Raw genomic sequence first — 18,725 nt, 5'->3', positions numbered from 1 at the left:
CGCGCCACGTAAACAAACTCGGCGCGGCCGTTCAAACGCAGTGAGCGCAGCGAACGAAGTGCGTTCCGCGCTGGGCCTGGCCTTCGAGCACCACAGGGAACCGATCGCCGCAGGCGAGCGGCGCCGGCATCGGGGGTCGCCTTTCTCTTTCCCCATTTCTCTTTGGCGAAGCAAAGAGAAATGGGTCGGGTGCAGGGGTGAAGCCCCTGCGGGCTCCCACGAAAAGCACATGCCTAAAGAATTGAATTCAGACATCAAAAAGGTCACCCAATGACAACCACCCTCCAAAGCTTTGTCGCCGGCCGCTGGGTCGGCACCCAAGCGAAGCAAGCCCTGCGCTCGGCCATCAATGGCGCCGTCATCGCCCACACCCACGAAGAGACGCTGAACTTCGAGGAGATGGTGGCCTATGCGCGCACCACCGGCCTGCAGACCCTGCTGAAGAGCCACTTCCAGGACCGCGCCCGCGTGCTCAAGGCCCTGGCCGTGTTCCTGATGGAGCGCAAGGAAGCGCTCTACGCCATCAGCGCCCACACGGGTGCGACGCGCAGCGACTCCTGGATCGATGTGGAAGGCGGCATCGGCACCCTGTTCGCCTACTCCAGCATCGGCGGCAAGGACCTGCCCAGCAGCAATGTGCTGCACGAAGGCCCGCCGATGCGCCTGGGCGCCAACAACCACTTCATCGGCAGCCATGTGCTGGTGCCGCGCCGCGGCATCGCGCTGCACATCAATGCCTTCAACTTCCCCATCTGGGGCATGTTGGAAAAGTTCGCGCCCAGCTTCCTGGCCGGCATGCCCTGCCTGGTGAAGCCCGCCTCGGCCACCAGCTATGTGGCCGAGGCGGCGGTGCGCCTGATGATGGAATCGGGCCTGCTGCCCGCCGGCAGCCTGCAGCTCATCGTGGGCAGCACCGGCGATCTGTTCGAGCGCCTGGAAGAACCCGATGTGGTCACCTTCACCGGCAGCGCGGACACGGCGATGCAGCTGCGCAGCCACCCCAATGTGTTGCGCCGCTCCATCCCCTTCAACGCCGAGGCCGACAGCCTGAACTGCGCCATCCTGGCGCCCGATGTGACGCCCGACGACCCCGAGTTCGAGCTCTATGTGAAGGAAGTGGCGCGTGAGATGAGCGCCAAGGCCGGCCAGAAGTGCACGGCCATTCGCCGCGCCATCGTGCCCCGCCATTTGGTGGACGCGGTGGGTGCGGCGCTCAAGGCGCGTTTAGCCAAGATCGTCGTCGGCGACCCGGCGCTGGAGGGCGTGCGCATGGGCGCGCTGGCCAGCCACGCGCAGCAGGCCGATGTGATGGAAAAAGTGGCCCTGCTGGCCCAGGGCAACCAGGTGCTGCTGGGCGCGGGCGACGGCTTCCGCCCCAAGGGCGAAGGCACGCTGAATGGCGCCTTCTTCGCCCCCACCCTGCTGCGCTGCGACAACCCCCTGCACAACCCCAATGTGCACAACGTCGAGGCCTTCGGTCCGGTGAGCACCCTGATGCCCTACGACGACTTCGAGGAAGGCCTGCACCTGGCCACCTTGGGCCGCGGCAGCCTGGTGGGCACCCTGGTCACCAAGACCCCGGCCCTGGCCGCGCAGGCCGTGCCCAGCTTTGCCGCCTGGCACGGGCGTTTGCTGGTGCTGGACCGCGAAGCCGCGCTGGAAAGCACCGGCCACGGCAGCCCCCTGCCCAAGCTCAAGCACGGCGGCCCGGGTCGCGCCGGCGGCGGTGAGGAACTGGGCGGCCTGCGCTCGGTCAAGCACTTCCTGCAGCGCTGCGCGGTGCAGGGTTCGCCCACGATGATGAGCGCCGTCACCGGCGAATACCAGCGCGGCGGCGCGGTGATCGAGAGCGAGATCCACCCCTTCCGCCGCCACTTCGAGGACGTGGAAGTGGGCATGAGCCTGCTCACGCACCGCCGCACCGTCAGCGAGGCCGACATCGTCAACTTTGGCGGCCTGAGTGGCGACTACTTCTACATGCACTTCGACGAAGTGGCGGCCAAGGCCAGCCCCTTCGGCCAGCGCATTGCCCACGGCTACTTCGTGCTGAGCGCGGCGGCCGGCCTGTTCGTCAGCCCCGCCCCCGGCCCGGTGCTGGCCAACTACGGCCTGGAGAACCTGCGTTTCGTCACCCCGGTCGCCATTGGCGACACCATCCAGGCGCGCCTGACCGCCAAGCGCAAGATCGACCGCCCGCCGCGCGACGACCAACCCGCCCAAGGCGTGATCGGTTGGGACGTGGCCGTGACCAACCAGCGTGGCGAGCTGTGCGCGAGCTACGAGATCTTGACGCTGGTGGCCAAGAGAGAGGTCGAGGCAGGCTGAGCCTCAGGATCTGGGCTTGGACCCTTTGGCCTTGTTGTCGAAGGGGTTCAGCACTGCCAGCCCCAGCGCCTTGAAGTCGGACACATTGCGCGTCACGACGGTCAGGCCGCGGGTGATGGCGGTGGCGGCAATCAGGGCGTCTTCGTAAAGGGTGTCCGAGCGCCGGTGCATCAGCCGCGCCCATTGGCGGAAGGCGGCGGCATCCATGGGCAGCACGTTGTAGGCCTGGGCCAATCGCGCCAGCCAGGCCTCGATCTCGGCCGCCTTGGCGGCGTCTTGTTCGCGGGTGATCTCGATGCCGGCCTGGATCTCGCCCAGCGTGACGGCGGAAAGAAAGAGTTGGTTCTCGTCCGCAGCCTGCAGCCAGGCCAACACCCCGCCATGGGGCTTGGGCTTGCGCAGCTCGGAAACGATATTGGTGTCCAGCAAATACATGGCCGTGGATCAGAGCGGCTGCACCGGGCGCCGCTTGGCGCGGCCGCGAGGCGGCACCAAAGCTTCGCTGCGGGCGGTATCCGCCAACAGCAGGGCCTTCAAGGACGGCTGGGCGGCCGCCTGCAGGCGCCGCCACTCTTGCACGGGCACCATCACGGCCGCCTCGGCGCCGCGTTTGGTCACGAGTTGCGGGCCTTCGGTCAGGCAGGCTTCGAGAAACTCGCTGAAGCGCGCCTTCGCGTCTTGTACCGGCCAAGCGTCCATGATCAAACTCCAATCAAACCAGTTTGCTGACTAGTTTGGCGATGAACCCGATTGGCGTCAAGTCAGTGAGCTGGACAGCCCCAGCCGCCGCCGGCTCTCAAAGCACCACTCCCGCCCATCCAGCGGATCGGTGAACGCCAGCCGGCGCGCCAGCAGTTGCAGGGGCCGCGTGTAGTCGTCCGGCCCATCCGGCTGCAGCACGGGGTAGATGCGGTCGTTGACGATGGGCAGCCCCAGAGCCGCCATCTGGGCGCGCAGCTGGTGCTTGCGGCCGGTGATCGGGTTCAAGCGGTAGAGCGCCAAACGCTGGCCCGCTTGGGCGCCGGGCACGGTGGCGGAGTTCACTTCGTGCAGGCGCTCGATGCGGGTCTCGCAGTTCGGTTCGCCGGCCTGCACCTGCATCTGGTGAAAGCCTTCTCCCACTGGCTCCACCAGGCGATGGCGCGCGATGAGCGGACCGTTCAGCGCTTCGCTCCAGGGCGCGATGGCCTCGTAGCCCTTCTGCACCCGCCGCTCGCGCCACAGCGCCTGGTAGACCGTCCGGTGTTGGGCCTGGATGCAAAAGGCCAGCACTCCGGCGGTGTCGCGGTCCAGGCGATGCAGTGGGGTCAGCTCGGGCAGGTCGAACCGCTGCTGCAGGCGCAGCAACACGGTCTCTTGCAAATGCCGGCCGGCCGGGGCGACGGCCAGGAAAGGCGGCTTGTCCACCACCAGCAGGCGCTCGCAGCGGTGCAGTACCTCGACCTCAAAGGGCACACGCGCTTCGGGTGGCGGGCGGCGCCAGTACCAGATCAGGCAGCCCGGTGGGCAGGGGCTGTGCGCGGCCAGCGGGGCGCCGTGGGCGTCCAGTACCTCGCCGGCCTGCAGGCGCTCGGGCCAGTCCGGCGCCTGTGGAAAGCGGGCCTGCAAAAAGGCCAGCACATGCCCCCAAGGCCCGGCGCCAGCGCGCACGCGGCTGGCGCTGACGCCCTGGCGCGGCGCAGGCGTGAAGCCTTCAGGCTTCATTCAAACGCCGCGCTCGTTGCAGGCGCCAGGCCTCGTCCGGGTGCGTGGGGTCGAAAACGGCTTCCAGCGGCGTGTCGGTCTCGCGCAGCTGCGCATCCAGCGCGATGCGGCGGTCGAACACAAAGCACTCGCCCTCCCAGTCCTGCGCCGCATCGGGTTGGCTGGCCAGGTAATTCATGATGCCGCCCTCCAGCTGGAACACCTGCAGCCCCAGGCTGCGCATCCAGGGCGCGGTCTTGTCGCAGCGCACACCACCGGTGCAGTACATCGCCACCGGCTGGTTTGCCGCGCGCCAGGCGGGCGCATGCGCCTCCACGTAAGCCACGAAGTCGCGGAAGTTGTGCACGCCGGGGTCCACCGCCCCGCGAAAGCGGCCCAGCCGCCACTCGAAGTGGTTGCGGTTGTCCAGCAGCACGGCCTGGCCCCGTTCCACCTGCGCCAGCAGCGCGCGCCAGGCCTGCGGGCTCAGGTGCGTGTCGTCCTGCTCATCGGGCGCGGGCAGGGCCTCACCATGGGGCAGCCCCAGCGCCACGATCTCGGGCTTCACCGTCACCTTCAACCGGCCAAAGGGCGGGGTGGCGCAGGCGCTGTGTTTGAACATCAGCGGCTTCGCGCCGCCGGGCAGCAGATCGGCCTGCGGGCCGAGCAGCCCCGAGGCCAGCAGCGCGGCTTCAAAGGCCTGCACAGCGGCCGGCGTGCCGGCCACGGCGGCGCTGATGCCTTCGCCCGCCAGCAGGATCAGGCCCTTGAGTTCGCTCGCCAGTTCGCGCAACTGCACAGCCGCCGCCTGCGGCTCGGCGATGGGGTGGAAGCGGTAGAAGCTGCAGTGCAGCAGTTGCGGGGGCTGGGGGGCTGGGGGTGCGGCGGCGGGCATGGGCCGGATTGTCCGGGCTGGCCCTGAGGGGGGCGGGCGAGGACGCGTGCGAAAGTCCAGGCTCTACACCGCGCCCACGATGACAAGCCGCCGCCCACCCTGGGACAGAGCGGCGGGCGCTCTGGGCCGGATCAGGAGGGGCCCGTCCGATGAGGCATTGCCGAGAAAAGCAGCCCTTGCCGCAGCAGCCACTTGAACCGCGCTGGCAAGCCCCCGTCTTATTGGGCTGGGCGTGCTGCCGATCCCTGGAAAGTTGATAGATGCAGCATTCATATCTATCAACTTTTAACGGTATTCATCAACAAGTGGCTAGATGTAGCTACTTCGGGCTGCGGTCCATAACACGTTAGACGGCTATGAAGGTTCTTCGCAATCTTGGGTTAGTGCTCTTGGCATCATTCGCATTGACTCAACCGACCGCAGCAAGAGAGAAGGGCGTGGAGCTTCCAAACGACATACACACGGAGATTTCTCGGCTTTCTCAAGAGGGAGACGAGCAATCGGAGCGGGGCAATTACGGCGACGCCATTGCAACGTATGTGAAAGCGCTTGAGCTCCTGCCGGAGCCGATCACCGACTGGGAGGCTTGCACATGGCTATTAACGGCCATAGGCGATACGTACTTCAGGGCGGAGAGCTACGAGCAGGCAAGAGGCGCGCTGAGCGACGCGATGCACTGCCCTGGCGCTATCGGTAACCCATTTATCCATCTTCGTCTTGGTCAGGCCCAGTTCGAGCTTGGCAATCTCACAAGAGCCAACGACGAGCTGACACGTGCCTACATGGGTGCAGGCAAAGAGATCTTCGAAGACGAAGATCCCAAGTACTTCGCCCACCTCAAGACGGTTCTCCTTCCGCCAGCAAATGGCGAGTGGTAGCCGTCTAACTATTCGCTCAAGCGGACAGATCAATCGCTTCGCGATTGATGCTGCCGCTTAGCTCAGCCGTTAGGAAAATAAATGGAGCGACTTATCTTCGCCCTCGCTGCCCTAATGACTACCAGTCCGTCGTATAGCGCCTGTTCCGACGCCATCGTTGGCCGAACAGCAACTGTTGTCATAGATATCTCCGACGGCGGTTGCGCGTACGAAGGCGTCCACCACATTACCTTCTGGCAATTGCAGCCAAACGGGGAGAAGCCGCCCGGAGCGCCCGTGCTCCATTTCCCTTTTGAAGAGGAGTGCTTCTTCACGAAGAAAGGTGGTTTTACTTGCAAAAGGGACGGCCGGACGCCGTTGGCAGGAGCAACCTACAAGAAAACCATGAACGGTTATGACCGGTGTGACGAAACGGGAAAGCAAAGAACTGAGCAGTATGAGTGCATCGCCGGATGCAACAAGCCGTCCGTTCCACGAATACTGTCCGTCAGTCCTTACGAATGCTAGTTTCCATAACTCTCTGCTCAACCCGGAAACTTCGCGGCGGAGCCGCTCGCGCCGGTTAGCTTTACGTTTTCCGTCATAGTCATGCGAAAAATGAGATCTCTATTGCTAAAACTTGTGTTTATCGTCTTCATTGCATCCGGAACAAATGCGTTCGGGCAGGTTGAGCCAAGAACAGCAAAATCGCCAAGCGAGTTTGTTCCAGCGGGATATGTTGTCGTCCAGAAAATTCAGGGCGATTTAAACAAGGACAATCAAGCGGATTTCGTTCTAATAATCAAGGCGGCGGATAAAGCTAACTTCGTCAAGGATGAGTCCCGCGGGGAACTGGATCGCAACAGACGTGGCATCATCATCGCCCTAAGGACAAAAGACCGCTACGAGCTCGCGCTGGAAAATCGAGAATGTTTCTCATCTGAAAATGAAGATGGTGGTGTTTATTTTTCGCCTGAGCTTGGTGTTTTTATAGAAAAAGGAAATTTGCGCGTTCACTACTTCCATGGCAGATACGGTTTCTGGGCCTATCAGTTTCGATACCAGAACGCCGATTTCGAGCTAGTTGGCTACGATAGTTCCCAAAATGATGGGCCTATTGTTGAAAAATCAATCAGCATAAACCTCATAACAAAGAAGATGCTGGTAAAGGAGAACGTCAATCGGAATGCAGAGGAAGGTAGAGACGAAAAATTCAAGGAAACCTGGAGGAAATTCACTCTCTCGAAACCGATCAAACTGAGGGGCATTGCTGATTTCGACGGTCTTGAAATAGAGAAGATGCTTGGGTCAGTCCAGTGACTACCCTGTGGCCGACTAACACTTCGGTCGGCCGTCCCGCACCTCGGACGTTGGGCCTCAAATATTCGACCATCTCAAATTTTCCGCTTGCCATCAGAAAATAACTAAATACCATGCGCCCTGCATTTGTACTATTGCTAATAGGTTGCCTCTTCGCAACGCCTGCCCTTGCTGAACCGAGTCAGTCCAAATCTCCGTTTCACGGTGTCTGGAATGGAAGCATCGGTAAGCTCTCGATCAGAGCTTGTTTCAATGACGATATCGAAGGGCGCAGATCCGCAAGCTATTACTATCATCGGCATCTAATTCCCATTGAGCTAAGGGCCGAAGGCGATTCCGCCACGAATACGAGCGCTACTTGGCGCGAGGCGGATGGAATTTTGCAGATCGAAAGCACCTCATCTGACCAAATCAAAGGTACATGGAGAAGCACCGACGACTCCCGAAAGCTGGCTGTCCAGCTAACACGGGTTGCACTATCCGCCGCTGATTCCGCTGATGGAATGAACCCGTGCGGAAGCAACGCATACAACGAAGCTATCGTTGCATCCGTTAAGACAATTCATGGCCCTGTCGTTTCTGTGGGCAACGTCAAGTATCGAATCGTCACTGATGCTTTGCCTTCTGGAAGAGGCAGTGACTACAAAGGGCGTCAGCAATATTGGGAAACCATCGAGCTACTCGGAAATAATTCGGCGATTGCAGCAATCAACAAGTCAATCCGCGAACGAATTGAAAAACAAGGCCAAATGGGTTTGTCTTGCCGATCTATAGCAATGAATGATACTGCAGGCGAGGGAATTGATTTTCAGGAGGTTGGCGTAGCAGTTGTGGGCCGATGGATTAGCGTCACGAGACAAAGCGTAGTGGACTGTCGCCAAAGTAGTATTCATTTGTCCGAGCGAACTTACACGTGGGATCTGACGACCGGGAAACAGGAAAGCCTGTTTTCATGGATCAAGGGTGCAGAAGCAGTAAATGATGGTGATCATCTTCTGACGGAGGGAAAGTTGCCCGATGCCTTGGATAACTTCATCGCAAGTCGATTTGGGCAAGGAGATCCCGGGGTTCATTTAAGCATGGACGACCTGGAGCGCTGCTATGGGCAGCATCAGCCGGGTAGCTATTCGTACCAACTCAAACTTGCCAGCGATGGAATCGTCTTCGAAATACCCACAACAAGCAATGGCTCGTGCGGTGAAGCATTCAAGCTTTCATGGAAAGAACTTAAACCCTTTCTGAATCGAAAGGGGCGCCAATTTGCTGCTGAGATTCAATCCTTACAGAGAGCCAAGCGGTAGTGTTGTCTTCCGGGAAAGCTATCGCAATGCCTACGCACGGCCACTTGAGGCCCAACCCGGCAGTCAACCGGACCTGCGCCAAAAGCCGCGCCGGCCAGTTACGTCAATCGTTGGGCCCAAGGCCATGCGCCGTTTCGTCACATCCAATTGCGCCGCTCCGTGAGCGGCGCTCCGGAGTCTGGCCTCAAATTTCAAGGGCCATGAGCCGAGGCCAGCGCTTCGCGTGCACTAAGCCCTGCTTGGCCGAGCGCCTATGAGACCTTTTCTCTCCCAGGTGATGTCTGTCCAGTGACCTGCTTCGCCTACGACCTCCAAAGCGCCGCCCTGGCCGATCCGGACAGCGCCACCCTGCAGGCCCTCCCTTGATCCTGGAGAACGCCGAAGCCGATGAAGGCCTCTGGCATCTGGCCGGGGTATCGCCGCAGCAGGCGCTGGCGCTGTGGCAATGCTTGGCGGGAGGTGATTGGCCCACATTGCGTGCCCAAGCCTGGGTCCCGGGCCACGCCCCATGATCGAGCGCGTGGACGCCCTGGAGCGGCTAGGGCCTGTTCACACTAATGGAGGCCAGCGCGTTGCCATCCAGAAAGGGCGCCAACGCGGCGCGAAGTGAAGCTGGGGCTCATTGCCCCAGCGAGCTTCGCAACAAAGTGGGCGCCCTTGTCTGGTGGCAACCCGAGGGGAAAGGGTCTTGCCGGCCGCCATCCGTCGTTGCACGGCTCGCCCAGGCGCCCAGCCTGGGCAGCGCCGCGCGCCTAGGCTGCCAGCCGGCAAGGCCCTTTCACGCGGCCTCGCTTAGTGTGAACAGGCCCTAGTGCGCCTGGCGCCGGCCGACCGACTGACGGGTGAGCGGGCCTTTGGCGCCACGCCCACCTATTGGTGCCCGGGCTGCGATGCCATCACCGAGTTCCGGCTCGGCTGGAAGCAGGCCTTCGCCCCCGAGGCGGTGGAGCGTGCGTTCCAGCAGGCCATGGGGCCGTTGCAGGCCTGGGAGCAGGACTACTCCAACTTCGAGTGCCGGCTCTGCCACCAACAGGTGCGCTGCATCCACGACGTGCACGAGTTCGCGATGTCCTCCTACCGGCACATTCCGCGCTGGCTGCTCGTTGACCGGGGTGAGGACTGAGCCGCAGCCCGGCGCCGACAATGCGCCCATGAACCCCCGTCCCTTCGCCCTGCGCGGCGAGCACATCACGCTGGAGGCCTTGATCAAGGCCGCCGATTTGAACGAGCAACGCGATTTGTCGCGCGCGGTGATTGCCGCCGGCGAGGTGCGCGTGAATGGTGAGGTGGAGACCCGGCGCGGGCGCAAGCTGCGCGCCGGGGATGTGGTGCAGCTGGCGCGGGACCAGGTGCGTGTGGTGGATGCCGATCCCGCGCAGTGAGCCCTAGACCTTAGTCTGCGCGGCGGCGGCGCAGTCGCGTGCCGATCACGCCCAGGCCGGCCAGGGCCAGCAGGGCGCTGCCGGGCTCGGGCACGGCGCTCACCTGTTCGATGCGGTAGACGAAGCCGTGATCGGCGTAGTTGAAGTCGCCACCGCCGTCCAGGTCTTCAAAGGCCAGGTGCTGGCCGGCGGGCAGCAGGTTGTCGCCGCTGTAGTCGCTCAGGAAGGCGTGGTTCACGCCGTCCAAGTTCCAGCTGATGTCGCTGTAGTAGCGCTCGACCTCGGTCTCGCCCGGTTCGTTGCCGATCTGGATGAAGAAGTTCAGGCTGTCGCCGGCGCTCACCTGGCCGAAGGAAAAGCTTTGGCCGTAGGTGGAGGTCTGATTGCTCAGGCCCAGGGGGCGCTGTTGGCCATTGACCAGCACGCCCAGCCAGTTGTCGTAGCCGCCGGCCAGGCCGCTGAAATACACCACCAGCTGGCCGCTCTGGGTGGCCACCAGGGGGCCGGGCGCCGGGGCTTCTTCGCCCGCGCCCGTGTAGGGGGCGGGGGCGGCCTGGGCGGCGCCGCTGCAGGCGGCGGCCAGCAGCAGGGCGGCCCATCTTGTTCGAATCGTCATGGATCAATCAACAGAGTGGAGGAGCCCACCACTCTAGGAAGCGGGGTCGCCAAAGGCACTACGGCGAGCACCGTAGTTGGCAGCCTAGACTGGCTGTTCCTTCAGCAGCAGCGGGGTTCCCATGCAGCGCGTCACCGGTATTGGCGGCATCTTCTTCAAGGCCAAGGACCCCAAGGCCCTGGGCGAGTGGTACCGCAAGCATTTGGGTATCGATGTGCAGGACTGGGGCGGCGCGGCCTTTGTTTGGCAGGGGGCGCACAACCCTGAGGGCGTGGGCACCACGGTGTGGAGCCCCTTCAAGGACGACACCAGCTACTTCGCCCCCAGCACCGCGCCCTTCATGGTGAATTACCGCGTGGCCGATCTGAATGCGCTGCTGGCGGTGTTGCGCAGCGAGGGCGTGCAGGTGGACGACAAGGTCGATGAGAGCGAGTTCGGCAAGTTCGGCTGGGTCGTCGACCCCGAGGGCAACAAGCTGGAGCTGTGGCAACCGCCTGAGGGGCAATGAGGGCCATGCACAGCCTGCGCACGCCGCGTTTGCTGCTGCGCCCCTGGCGCGATGAGGACTTGCCGGCCTATGCGGCGCTGAACGCCGACCCTGAGGTGATGCGCCACTTCCCGGCGCTGCTGACGCGTGAGCAAAGCGATGCGCAGGCCGCGCGCATCCGCGCCAAGCTGGACGCGCAGGGTTGGGGCCTGTGGGCGGTGGAGGTGCAGGGTGGTGCGCCCTTCATCGGCTTTGTGGGTCTGGCCGATCCAGGCTTTGAGGCGAGCTTCATGCCCGCCATCGAAGTGGGCTGGCGCCTGGCGCGCAGTGCCTGGGGCCAGGGCTATGCCAGCGAGGCCGCCTCTGCGGCCTTGGCATTCGGCTTTGAACAGCTGGATCTCGCGTCCATCGTCTCGTTCACGGTGCCGGCCAATGTCCGCTCGCGGGCGGTGATGACGCGCATCGGCATGCACGACACCGGGCTGCGCTTTGAGCATCCGCGGGTGCCCGAGGGCTCCGCCTTGCGCGAGCACGTGCTCTACCGCATCGACCGCATTGACGCCGGCTGATCGTTACAGTCTTCCCTCCTTCTGCACACCCGAGGTGTCCATGTTCAGAGCGCTGATGGTCGGTCTGCTCGGGCTCTGGGTGGGGTGTGCCCAGGCCGAGGCGGTGTTGAAGGTGGTGCGCGGCGAACTCGACTTCCCACCCTTCGAGATGCAGCAGGAGGGTCGCGAGGCCGGCTTGCACATCGAGCTGGTGGAGGCGGCGGCGGCACGCGCGGGCCTGAAGGTGCAGTGGCAGCGCTTGCCCTGGAAGCGCGCGCTGCGCGAGCTGGAGCTGGGTCAGGCCGACGCCGCCACCTATGTCTCGCGCACGCCCGAGCGCGAGGCCTGGGCGATCTTCCTGGACGACAACCGCCTGAGCAGCACCGAGCTGCGCTTTGTGGTGCGGCGCGAACAGGCGGAGCGCATCCGTTTCGACGGCGATCTGCCGCGCTTTCTGGGCAGCATTCGCAAACCCATCGCCATCCGGGGCTTTCAGTTCGGTGTGCCCGCGGTGGACCAGGTGAAAAAGCTCGAAGCGCGCAATCTGGACGACTTGCTGCGCCTGTTGCACGAAGGCGCGGCCGATGTGGCGGTGCTGAACTGGACCGACTTTCAGGGCAGCTATGGCGGCCGGCCCGAGGCGCAGGCGGTGCAGGGCTTGAGCCCGCCGATTCAGCGCATGCACAACTATCTGGCGTTCTCCAAGGTGCGCGCCGCCACCGGTTTGGCGCAGCGCATGGCCGAGGCGCTGGTGGCTTACCGGCGCACGCCCGAGTACCAGGCCCTGCTCAAGCGCTACCGCGTGGACGCTCCTTGACTTGGTAAGCGATGGTGAGCCCGCGGGGCTCACGCGCTTCGGCGCCGGCACACTAGCTGCTGTTCGAGGAGTTCGTATGCGTGCATGGAGTCTGTTGGCCTGGACCGCCCTGTTGAGTGCCTGCGGCGGGGGTGGAGGCGATGCCGGGGCACCGATCAACACCCTGGGCACGCTGCGCCTTTCGCTGGCCGACGCGCCGGCCTGCGGCATGAGCAAGGTGTTTGTGACCGTGCAGCGGGTGCGGGTGCATACCAGCAGCTCGGCCGGCGAAAACGATGGCGGTTGGGTGGACATCACCCCCGCCGCACCGCTGCGGGTGGACCTGCTGACCTTGACCAACGGAACGCTGGCCGCGCTGGGTGAGGCGCGCCTGCCGGCCGGCAGCTATCAGCAGCTGCGCCTGGTGCTGGCCGAGAACGGCGGCGCCACCCCCCTGGCCAATGCGGTGGTGCCGGCCGGCGCCACCAGTGAGCTGGAGCTGGAAACGCCCAGCGCCCTGCAAAGCGGGCTGAAGATCAACACGGCCATCACGGTGGCCGCCGGCCAGGTGGCCGACTGGGCCATTGACTTTGACGCCTGCAAGTCCATCGTGAAGGCGGGCAATTCGGGCCGCTATCTGCTCAAGCCAGTGCTCACGGCCCTGCCCCTGCTGGGCGATGCCGGCCAGCGCGTGGTGGGCTTTGTGGACAGCGCCCTGGCCCATGGCGCGGCTACCGTGTCGGTGCAGCAAAACGGCCTGCCCCTGCGCGCCACGCCCACCGACGCCAGCGGCAAGTTCGTGCTCTACCCCGTGCCGGCCGGCAACTACCAGTTGGTGATCAGCGCCAATGGCCGCGCGACGGCGGTGATGAATGGGGTGCCCGTCACCACCACGGCCATCACCACGCTGGGCGGTGAGGCGGCCCGATTGATTCCGCCCGCCAGCGCGATGGCCGAGCTCAGCGGCGTGATCACGCTGAATGGCCAGGTGACCAGCACGTCGGGTAGCGTGCGCGCGCTGCAAAACCTGAGCGGCGGCCCGGCGGTCGAGGCGGCCTATGCGGCGGCCGATGCCAGCACCGGCCGCTACACGCTGCGCCTGCCTACCGCCGCGCCGGTGCAGCTGGCCTATCAGGCCGGCGCCACCAGCTTCCCCTGGGCGCCCAGCGTCAGCGAGGCCGGCAAGTACAAGCTGGAAGCCAAGGCCGGCGACAAGCCGGTGCAGTCCTTCGACCTGACCCTCACCGGCAACGCGGTGAAGGACTTCAGCTTCTGATCCGGGCCGGCCCTGCACGCCGTGTGGGGCCCAGGCCGGCGAATTCAGCGCGTAAAGCCCAGTTCTTGCAACCAGGCCCAGGCAGCTTCGAGCGAATCCCTGTGGGCCTGAGGCATCAAGGGCTCGGTGCGCTGCACGTAGTCACGAATCACCACTTCGTGAAAGTGGCTGGGCATCAGGCGGACCAATGCACCCAGGCCCTGCCCATGGGCCAGCTCTACAAAGCGCTGCCACGCCTCCAGGGCCGCAGGCGTGGCGAGGCCCCACTCGCGGGCGTCGGTCAGCAAGGCCCAGCGCGCGGCCCCGCGCTGGGCCACGCTCGTCAGCACCTCTTGCTGCAATTGCTGCACCGCGAAGTCATTCCAGTCCTCAAAGATGCGGAGCACCAGCACAGTGCCCTGCCAGTCCAGCTCATACCGTCCGTGCGCGCGGTTCATGGGCGCCTTCAAGTCAGGGGATGCCCAGCAGCTTGTGCGTCTGCAGGCTCAGGCGCCACTGCGGGTGGGCCAGGCAGTAGTCGATGGCGGCGCGGGTGTGGCGGTTCTTCAGCAGGCCGTCCATGGGCTGCAGGAAGAAATGCTCGAAGTCCAGGTCGGCAAAGCGTTCGGGCGGCGCCAGGGGCTGGGGGTAGACCAGCTTGAGCTCATGGCCCTTGGTGAGCACCAGGGGCGCGTCGGCCTTGGGGCTGACGCAGATCCAGTCCAGCCCGGCCGGTGCGGGCTGGGTGCCATTGGTCTCCACCGCTACCTCGAAGCCGCGCGCGTGCAGCGCGGCGATGGCGGCCTCATCCAGCTGCAACAAGGGCTCGCCGCCGGTGCAGACGATGTAGGGCTTGCCGCCGCCGGGCCAACGTGATGCCGCCCACTCGGCCAGGGCCTCGGGCGTGGCGAACTTGCCGCCGCCCTCGCCATCGGTGCCGACGAAGTCGGTGTCGCAGAAGGTGCAGACGGCCGTTGCGCGGTCCTGCTCGCGGCCCGTCCACAGATTGCAGCCGGCAAAGCGCATGAACACCGCCGGCCGCCCGGCCTGCGCACCCTCACCCTGCAGGGTGTAGAAGCACTCCTTGACGCTGTAGGTCATGGCAGCCCCTGCAGGCTCAAGGCCAGGCCGTATAGCACCAGGGCCAGGCCAATGCCCAGCTGCGGCACCCGGAACCAATAGGCCCGCGCCAGCATGAAATAGGCCGTGAGCACCGTCAGGCCCAGGCCCATCAGATAGAGCGAGCCGAAGAACAGCGCCGGCTGCTGCAGGGCCAGATAGCCAAAGCAGGCCGCGAACAACAGTGCGCCCAGGCTGTGGCTGCCGTGGAAGCCCAGGCCCGCGCGCCACATCGTGGTTTCCCTGGACACCAGGGGCGATACCTCTTTGAGGCGTTGCGTGAGCGCGCGGTCGCGCGGGTGGAAGGCCGGGCCGCGGTAGGTCAGCACCCAGTGGGCGGCGCCCAGCAGGCCAAGAATCAGGGCGCTGGCAAGCACCAGCCAGGAAGAAGCAGAAATCATGGCGCGCAGCATAGTGCGCATGCCGGAGACTGACGCCCCCTGCCGCTGGCAGAGCGAGCTGAGGCGAGGGCATCTCGGGGCTTTTCATAATCGGACCCCCAAGCCCTCTCCCGAAGAAGCCGCATGAGCCTTCCATCGCCCCAGTGGCCAGTGCGAATGATCCCGTGCCTGCTGTTGGCGCTGGCGGCACGCTCCGCCTCGGCCGCGGCGCCCCCGGATGAGGTGGCGAAGCTCATCGCTCGCATTGAAGCGCCGCAAGCCGCAAGTCAGAGCGAACTCTCGGCACTCGGGATGGAGGCGCTGCTTGAGCAGACGCAGGTCCCTGCCGTGAGCATTGCGGTGGTGTGGGACTTCAAGCTGCACTGGGCCAAGGCCTATGGCGTGGCAGACGCCGCAACGGGCCGCCGGGTGGATGCGCGTACGCGCTTCCAGGCCGCGTCGATCAGCAAGCCGGTGACGGCCCTCGCGGCTATGCACCTGGTTCAGCAGCGGCGCTTGGAGCTGGATGCGGACATCAATTCGATCCTTCGTTCCTGGAAGGTCCCCGCCACAGTGCTGACGCGTGAGCAAGCGGTGACGCCGCGCTCCCTGCTCAGTCACACCTCGGGGGCCGACGATGGTTTTGGCTTCCCCGGCTACGCGCCCGGGGCGCCCCTGCCCTCCCTGGTGCAGATTCTGGAAGGCCAGCTCCCGTCCAATGTGGGCAAGGTGGTCTTCAAGCGGACGCCGTATGAGGCCTACAAGTATTCCGGCGGGGGCTATACCCTCTTGCAACTGGCCCTGAGCGAGCGCGCGGGTCGCCCGTTTTCGCAGTTCATGGGGGCGACGGTACTGGCCCCCCTGGGCATGAGTGACAGCAGCTTCGAGCCCCTGCCCACCGAGGCCACGAATGTCGCGCTGGCCCACGACAAGCAGGGGCAGCGCATGGGCGTCCCCTGGCACGTCCACCCGGAGCAGGCCGCAGCCAGCCTATGGAGCACCCCGAGCGACCTGGCGAAACTCATCATCGAGATCCAGACCGGGCTGCGCGGCCCGAGGGGCAAGGTCATCGATCAGCGAACCGCCACCGAAATGACTGCTCCAGTCGGGATTGGCCGCTATGCGATGGGCCTGGTGATCGATCGCCGCCAGGAAGGCTGGTACTTCTCGCACAGCGGTTCAAACTGGGGCTACCGGGCCTGGCTGAGTGGGCATCTCCGCAAGGGCTACGGCGTGGTGATCATGACCAACGGCGACAACGGCATGGCGCTGATGAACGAGATCGCCGATCGGGTCGAGCGGGCCTACCAGTGGGATTCATGGGAGGGGCCCGCGCCGAATTAGTTCGTCGCGGGCCAGCCCTGGCTCTTAGACGCAACCCACCCCGTCTCTCCCCGCGCCAGCATCTGAATGCTCGGCAACCGAATAGTGCGGGCCAACAACCTCGTTGGGACCTTGGGTCGCGCGGTACTTGCCGGGAGCTGGTTACTTGGGCCGCGCGACGAGCACGGCCGTTCCGGTGGCACAGGCCATCAGCATGCCATTCGTTTCACCCAACACGGTATAGGTCAGACTGACGCCAACCACCGCGTTTGCGCCACGCTCAACGGCTTCTGCTTCCATGCGCTTGATGGCCGTTCGACGGGCGTCGGCCATGACCTTTTCGTATCCGCTGGCTCGGCCGCCCCAGAAGTCGCGCCAATTGGCCACCATATCGCGCCCGGCATGTGCCCCCAGAATGACCTCGGCGGAAACAATGCCGCAGTAACGATCGACCGACGTGCCTTCAATCCACTGAGTGGTCGTACTGATCATGAACGTGTGACTCCCTTTTTCCCGGCAGGATAGCCGGCTCCAGGAGCTGGTGGATCGAAGACCGGGGGATTGGGCGCCGCTGAACCTCAGACCGGAATCAGCTCACTGGTATCGCCCAGCGTCACCACCGCGCCGCAGCCGCGCGTCTCGTACAGGTCCACGCGGTCGGTTTCGGGCAGCACGGCGCGGGCCTCGCGCAGGATGTGGGCGGCCAGGCTCGCGCAGTCGCCGTCGGTCAGGCGCTCGTCCAGATGCAGGGGGTGGTGGTCCAGGCGCTTGAACACCGGGTTGAAGCGCTCCTTCACATCGCCGAAGTCCACCGCCCAGCCATAGAGCTGGTGCAGCTCGGCCTGCAGGTGCAGGCGCAAGGTGAAGGTGTGGCCGTGCACGCTGGCCAGAGGGTGCTGGGGCGGGGCGTTCTTCAGCTGCACGGCGGAGTCCAGCGTGAACTCCTTCCAGATGCGAAAGCGCGCGCCGTCGAAGTTGGCGCCGCTGCTGCCGGTTTCGAACACCGTGACCCAGCTGAGCTCAGGCAGCTGGGGTTTGAGCCGCTCCCAGATCCAGCGCGAGAGCATCTCGCTGGTGGGGTTCTCCAGCCCGGGCATTTCGTTCAGACAGCGGTAGTTCAGCTCGAAGTGCAGCGGCGCCCAGAGGGCGTCCAGGTGGTCGTAGTCGATCGAGAGTTCGCGCTCACCGAGGTCTTGATTGGCGTGCACGATGACCTCGAAGCCATGGCCATGAAGGCGCCCGCATTTGTGACCGGGCGGCACATGGGGCAGCCAATGCGCGCTTTGAAAGCGGTAGCGCCGCCAGACATGGGCGCGGCCGCGCAGGTCCACGTCCACGCCGCTGTGCGTGGTGCTGTAGACGCTGAGCTGCTGCAGGCCGGGCAGTGGGGCGCCGCCATCGCCGCCGGCCAGGCGTTGCTGCAGCCAGCGGGCGATGTTCTCGTCCGTGGGGTTGGGCAGCAGATCGTTGAGCAGCGCGTGGTCCAGCGGCGCGGCGGCGGCCTCCAGGCGTTCGCGCAGCGCGCTGACCTCGGCACCCTTGAAGGGCGCCCAGCCCAGCGGCAGCGCGCAGCGCGCCTGGGCCAGAAAGGAATGGCCATGCAGGCGGCGGGCGCGGTGGCCTTCGGGCAGGGCGGGGATGTGGCAGGCGGCCTCGAAGGGCGTGGCCGCGCTGTGCAGGGTGAGCAGCATGGGGCCGATTGTCGTGGCCCCAGGCGAATCACACCCGCTTCCAGTCCATGAACCAGTTCGGCTCCCAGCTCTTGCCGCCGTCGCGCGAGACGGTCTGGTGCCAGCGGCAGCTCTTGGGGGTGATCTGGTCCCAGATGCTGCGGATCTTGATGGGCTGGCCTTTGTCCTCGTCGTCGGCCTCGAACAGGCCCACGCCGTCCTTGAAGTGGCCTGGCATGCCCGGGCCGCTGAGCACGCCGTTGCGGGCCGAGACCCAGAAGTCCATCCAGGTGTGTGTTTCCAGGTTCAGGATGCGCAGGCCCAAGCCGGCAAAGCCGCGCGCCGGGATGCGCAGTTCTTCCAGCGAGGCCTTGCCATCGAGCAGGCGGTGCACCGTGGCCTCACCGGGGAACTCGTCCCACTCGCCGGGGGCCTTCAGGCGGCGGTTGTGCATGCGCCACTCACCGGCCAGGAAGTCGAACTCGCCCGGCTGGCCGGGTGGGAAGCTGGGGGGCGTGGGGGTTGCGGTTGCCGTGGCCGCGGCAGCGGACCCGGCGCTCAGGCCGGTGGCAGCGGCTTGCAAGAGCAGGCGGCGTTTGAGCAGGTGTTGCATGGTGGGCTCCGGGGGTGGGGATTGGGGTGGCGCCATCTTGCGATTCAAACCATGACAATGGCTGTCATGTTTAGTGGAGCCTGGATCGGGCGACTGGGCGTGTCCGAGGGGCTGGCGAGGCGGGCCGCAGGCTAGGCGCGAGCAACAACGCCAGC

At 65.0% G+C, this 18,725-nt stretch carries 22 protein-coding genes; 11 read left to right on the top strand and 11 right to left on the bottom strand.

Going from position 1 to position 18,725, the window contains the following annotated elements; translation table 11 throughout:
* Positions 1-270: 270 nt before the first annotated feature.
* Positions 271-2,325, top strand: a complete 2,055-nt coding sequence (gene paaZ / locus FF090_RS00480) for a phenylacetic acid degradation bifunctional protein PaaZ (RefSeq protein ID WP_138854862.1) — start codon at positions 271-273, stop codon at positions 2,323-2,325.
* A 3-nt stretch (positions 2,326-2,328) separates the two neighbouring features.
* Here paaZ and FF090_RS00475 read toward each other — a convergent pair whose 3' ends face one another.
* Genes FF090_RS00475 through trhO form a run of 4 tightly spaced genes read right to left on the bottom strand, consistent with a single transcriptional unit; the run spans position 2,329 to position 4,903 of the window.
* The gene (locus FF090_RS00475; protein ID WP_138854861.1) at positions 2,329-2,760 is read right to left on the bottom strand and encodes a type II toxin-antitoxin system VapC family toxin; all 432 of its coding nucleotides are present in this window, start codon (positions 2,758-2,760) and stop codon (positions 2,329-2,331) included.
* Positions 2,761-2,769: 9 nt separating this feature from the next.
* A complete protein-coding gene (locus FF090_RS00470; RefSeq protein ID WP_138854860.1) occupies positions 2,770-3,024 on the bottom strand; it encodes a type II toxin-antitoxin system Phd/YefM family antitoxin in 255 nt (84 codons plus the stop codon).
* A gap of 57 nt (positions 3,025-3,081) precedes the next feature.
* Positions 3,082-4,029, bottom strand: coding sequence for a pseudouridine synthase (locus FF090_RS00465; protein WP_138854859.1), 948 nt, complete (start codon positions 4,027-4,029; stop codon positions 3,082-3,084).
* Positions 4,019-4,903, bottom strand: a complete 885-nt coding sequence (trhO, locus tag FF090_RS00460) for an oxygen-dependent tRNA uridine(34) hydroxylase TrhO (RefSeq protein WP_138854858.1) — start codon at positions 4,901-4,903, stop codon at positions 4,019-4,021. The genes FF090_RS00465 and trhO overlap by 11 nt, the downstream gene beginning before the upstream one ends.
* Before the next feature lie 356 nt (positions 4,904-5,259).
* On the opposite strand from trhO, the gene FF090_RS00455 reads away from it, so the two are divergent.
* The 5 genes from FF090_RS00455 to FF090_RS00435 all read left to right on the top strand — a co-directional run bounded on the left by FF090_RS00455 (position 5,260) and on the right by FF090_RS00435 (position 9,763).
* Complete coding sequence (locus tag FF090_RS00455) at positions 5,260-5,781, top strand: tetratricopeptide repeat protein (protein ID WP_246071473.1); 522 nt, start codon at positions 5,260-5,262, stop codon at positions 5,779-5,781.
* A gap of 609 nt (positions 5,782-6,390) precedes the next feature.
* Entirely contained in the window at positions 6,391-7,080 is a 690-nt protein-coding gene (locus tag FF090_RS00450) for a hypothetical protein (protein WP_138854857.1), read from the top strand.
* A gap of 113 nt (positions 7,081-7,193) precedes the next feature.
* On the top strand, positions 7,194-8,381 hold the full coding sequence (locus FF090_RS00445) for a hypothetical protein (RefSeq protein ID WP_138854856.1): 1,188 nt from the start codon (positions 7,194-7,196) through the stop codon (positions 8,379-8,381).
* Between the two features lie 811 nt (positions 8,382-9,192).
* Positions 9,193-9,504, top strand: a complete 312-nt coding sequence (locus FF090_RS00440; protein ID WP_138854855.1) for a hypothetical protein — start codon at positions 9,193-9,195, stop codon at positions 9,502-9,504.
* 28 nt (positions 9,505-9,532) lie between these two features.
* Positions 9,533-9,763 (top strand): RNA-binding S4 domain-containing protein, encoded by a 231-nt coding sequence (locus FF090_RS00435; protein ID WP_138854854.1) that lies wholly within the window; start codon positions 9,533-9,535, stop codon positions 9,761-9,763.
* 10 nt (positions 9,764-9,773) lie between these two features.
* Here FF090_RS00435 and FF090_RS00430 read toward each other — a convergent pair whose 3' ends face one another.
* The gene (locus tag FF090_RS00430) at positions 9,774-10,379 is read right to left on the bottom strand and encodes a PEP-CTERM sorting domain-containing protein (RefSeq protein WP_138854853.1); all 606 of its coding nucleotides are present in this window, start codon (positions 10,377-10,379) and stop codon (positions 9,774-9,776) included.
* A gap of 121 nt (positions 10,380-10,500) precedes the next feature.
* On the opposite strand from FF090_RS00430, the gene FF090_RS00425 reads away from it, so the two are divergent.
* The 4 genes from FF090_RS00425 (at position 10,501) to FF090_RS00410 (ending at position 13,486) form a co-directional block, all read left to right on the top strand.
* On the top strand, positions 10,501-10,887 hold the full coding sequence (locus FF090_RS00425; RefSeq protein ID WP_138854852.1) for a VOC family protein: 387 nt from the start codon (positions 10,501-10,503) through the stop codon (positions 10,885-10,887).
* A complete protein-coding gene (locus tag FF090_RS00420) occupies positions 10,884-11,435 on the top strand; it encodes a GNAT family N-acetyltransferase (protein ID WP_138854851.1) in 552 nt (183 codons plus the stop codon). The genes FF090_RS00425 and FF090_RS00420 overlap by 4 nt, the downstream gene beginning before the upstream one ends.
* A 40-nt stretch (positions 11,436-11,475) precedes the next feature.
* Positions 11,476-12,231, top strand: a complete 756-nt coding sequence (locus FF090_RS00415) for a substrate-binding periplasmic protein (RefSeq protein ID WP_138854850.1) — start codon at positions 11,476-11,478, stop codon at positions 12,229-12,231.
* Positions 12,232-12,307: 76 nt separating this feature from the next.
* Positions 12,308-13,486 carry a DUF4382 domain-containing protein gene (locus FF090_RS00410; RefSeq protein ID WP_138854849.1) on the top strand — a complete coding sequence of 393 codons (1,179 nt, stop codon included), beginning with the start codon at positions 12,308-12,310 and terminating at the stop codon, positions 13,484-13,486.
* Between the two features lie 44 nt (positions 13,487-13,530).
* Here FF090_RS00410 and FF090_RS00405 read toward each other — a convergent pair whose 3' ends face one another.
* Genes FF090_RS00405 through FF090_RS00395 form a run of 3 tightly spaced genes read right to left on the bottom strand, consistent with a single transcriptional unit; the run spans position 13,531 to position 14,985 of the window.
* Positions 13,531-13,923 carry a hypothetical protein gene (locus tag FF090_RS00405; RefSeq protein WP_138854848.1) on the bottom strand — a complete coding sequence of 131 codons (393 nt, stop codon included), beginning with the start codon at positions 13,921-13,923 and terminating at the stop codon, positions 13,531-13,533.
* Positions 13,924-13,936: 13 nt separating this feature from the next.
* Positions 13,937-14,566 (bottom strand): 7-carboxy-7-deazaguanine synthase, encoded by a 630-nt coding sequence (gene queE / locus FF090_RS00400; RefSeq protein ID WP_138854847.1) that lies wholly within the window; start codon positions 14,564-14,566, stop codon positions 13,937-13,939.
* Entirely contained in the window at positions 14,563-14,985 is a 423-nt protein-coding gene (locus FF090_RS00395) for an LIC_13387 family protein (protein ID WP_138854846.1), read from the bottom strand. Before FF090_RS00395 ends, queE begins: the two co-directional genes overlap by 4 nt.
* A 174-nt stretch (positions 14,986-15,159) precedes the next feature.
* Between FF090_RS00395 and FF090_RS00390 the strand changes: the two genes are divergently transcribed.
* On the top strand, positions 15,160-16,308 hold the full coding sequence (locus FF090_RS00390) for a serine hydrolase domain-containing protein (RefSeq protein WP_175423444.1): 1,149 nt from the start codon (positions 15,160-15,162) through the stop codon (positions 16,306-16,308).
* Between the two features lie 141 nt (positions 16,309-16,449).
* On the opposite strand, the gene FF090_RS00385 is transcribed toward FF090_RS00390, so the two are convergent.
* The 3 genes from FF090_RS00385 to FF090_RS00375 form a co-directional block, all read right to left on the bottom strand.
* Positions 16,450-16,779, bottom strand: a complete 330-nt coding sequence (locus tag FF090_RS00385) for a YbjQ family protein (protein WP_138854844.1) — start codon at positions 16,777-16,779, stop codon at positions 16,450-16,452.
* 86 nt (positions 16,780-16,865) lie between these two features.
* Positions 16,866-17,978 (bottom strand): 6-carboxytetrahydropterin synthase, encoded by a 1,113-nt coding sequence (locus FF090_RS00380; RefSeq protein ID WP_138854843.1) that lies wholly within the window; start codon positions 17,976-17,978, stop codon positions 16,866-16,868.
* 28 nt (positions 17,979-18,006) lie between these two features.
* Positions 18,007-18,570 (bottom strand): hypothetical protein, encoded by a 564-nt coding sequence (locus tag FF090_RS00375; protein ID WP_138854842.1) that lies wholly within the window; start codon positions 18,568-18,570, stop codon positions 18,007-18,009.
* Positions 18,571-18,725: the final 155 nt, after the last annotated feature.

The sequence above is a fragment of the Inhella inkyongensis genome, from assembly GCF_005952805.1.
In the GTDB taxonomy this organism is placed as follows: domain Bacteria; phylum Pseudomonadota; class Gammaproteobacteria; order Burkholderiales; family Burkholderiaceae_C; genus Inhella; species Inhella inkyongensis.
This window is presented reverse-complemented; position numbering and strand designations above follow the sequence as displayed.

Bases quoted from the DNA above. Each gene is read 5' to 3' on its own strand.
- paaZ (WP_138854862.1), top strand. From the start codon at position 271: ATGACAACCACCCTCCAAAGCTTTGTCGCCGGCCGCTGGGTCGGCACC.
- FF090_RS00475 (WP_138854861.1), bottom strand. From the start codon at position 2,760: ATGTATTTGCTGGACACCAATATCGTTTCCGAGCTGCGCAAGCCCAAG.
- FF090_RS00470 (WP_138854860.1), bottom strand. From the start codon at position 3,024: ATGGACGCTTGGCCGGTACAAGACGCGAAGGCGCGCTTCAGCGAGTTT.
- FF090_RS00465 (WP_138854859.1), bottom strand. From the start codon at position 4,029: ATGAAGCCTGAAGGCTTCACGCCTGCGCCGCGCCAGGGCGTCAGCGCC.
- trhO (WP_138854858.1), bottom strand. From the start codon at position 4,903: ATGCCCGCCGCCGCACCCCCAGCCCCCCAGCCCCCGCAACTGCTGCAC.
- FF090_RS00455 (WP_246071473.1), top strand. From the start codon at position 5,260: ATGAAGGTTCTTCGCAATCTTGGGTTAGTGCTCTTGGCATCATTCGCA.
- FF090_RS00445 (WP_138854856.1), top strand. From the start codon at position 7,194: ATGCGCCCTGCATTTGTACTATTGCTAATAGGTTGCCTCTTCGCAACG.
- FF090_RS00435 (WP_138854854.1), top strand. From the start codon at position 9,533: ATGAACCCCCGTCCCTTCGCCCTGCGCGGCGAGCACATCACGCTGGAG.
- FF090_RS00430 (WP_138854853.1), bottom strand. From the start codon at position 10,379: ATGACGATTCGAACAAGATGGGCCGCCCTGCTGCTGGCCGCCGCCTGC.
- FF090_RS00425 (WP_138854852.1), top strand. From the start codon at position 10,501: ATGCAGCGCGTCACCGGTATTGGCGGCATCTTCTTCAAGGCCAAGGAC.
- FF090_RS00420 (WP_138854851.1), top strand. From the start codon at position 10,884: ATGAGGGCCATGCACAGCCTGCGCACGCCGCGTTTGCTGCTGCGCCCC.
- FF090_RS00415 (WP_138854850.1), top strand. From the start codon at position 11,476: ATGTTCAGAGCGCTGATGGTCGGTCTGCTCGGGCTCTGGGTGGGGTGT.
- FF090_RS00410 (WP_138854849.1), top strand. From the start codon at position 12,308: ATGCGTGCATGGAGTCTGTTGGCCTGGACCGCCCTGTTGAGTGCCTGC.
- FF090_RS00405 (WP_138854848.1), bottom strand. From the start codon at position 13,923: ATGAACCGCGCGCACGGACGGTATGAGCTGGACTGGCAGGGCACTGTG.
- queE (WP_138854847.1), bottom strand. From the start codon at position 14,566: ATGACCTACAGCGTCAAGGAGTGCTTCTACACCCTGCAGGGTGAGGGT.
- FF090_RS00395 (WP_138854846.1), bottom strand. From the start codon at position 14,985: ATGATTTCTGCTTCTTCCTGGCTGGTGCTTGCCAGCGCCCTGATTCTT.
- FF090_RS00385 (WP_138854844.1), bottom strand. From the start codon at position 16,779: ATGATCAGTACGACCACTCAGTGGATTGAAGGCACGTCGGTCGATCGT.
- FF090_RS00380 (WP_138854843.1), bottom strand. From the start codon at position 17,978: ATGCTGCTCACCCTGCACAGCGCGGCCACGCCCTTCGAGGCCGCCTGC.
- FF090_RS00375 (WP_138854842.1), bottom strand. From the start codon at position 18,570: ATGCAACACCTGCTCAAACGCCGCCTGCTCTTGCAAGCCGCTGCCACC.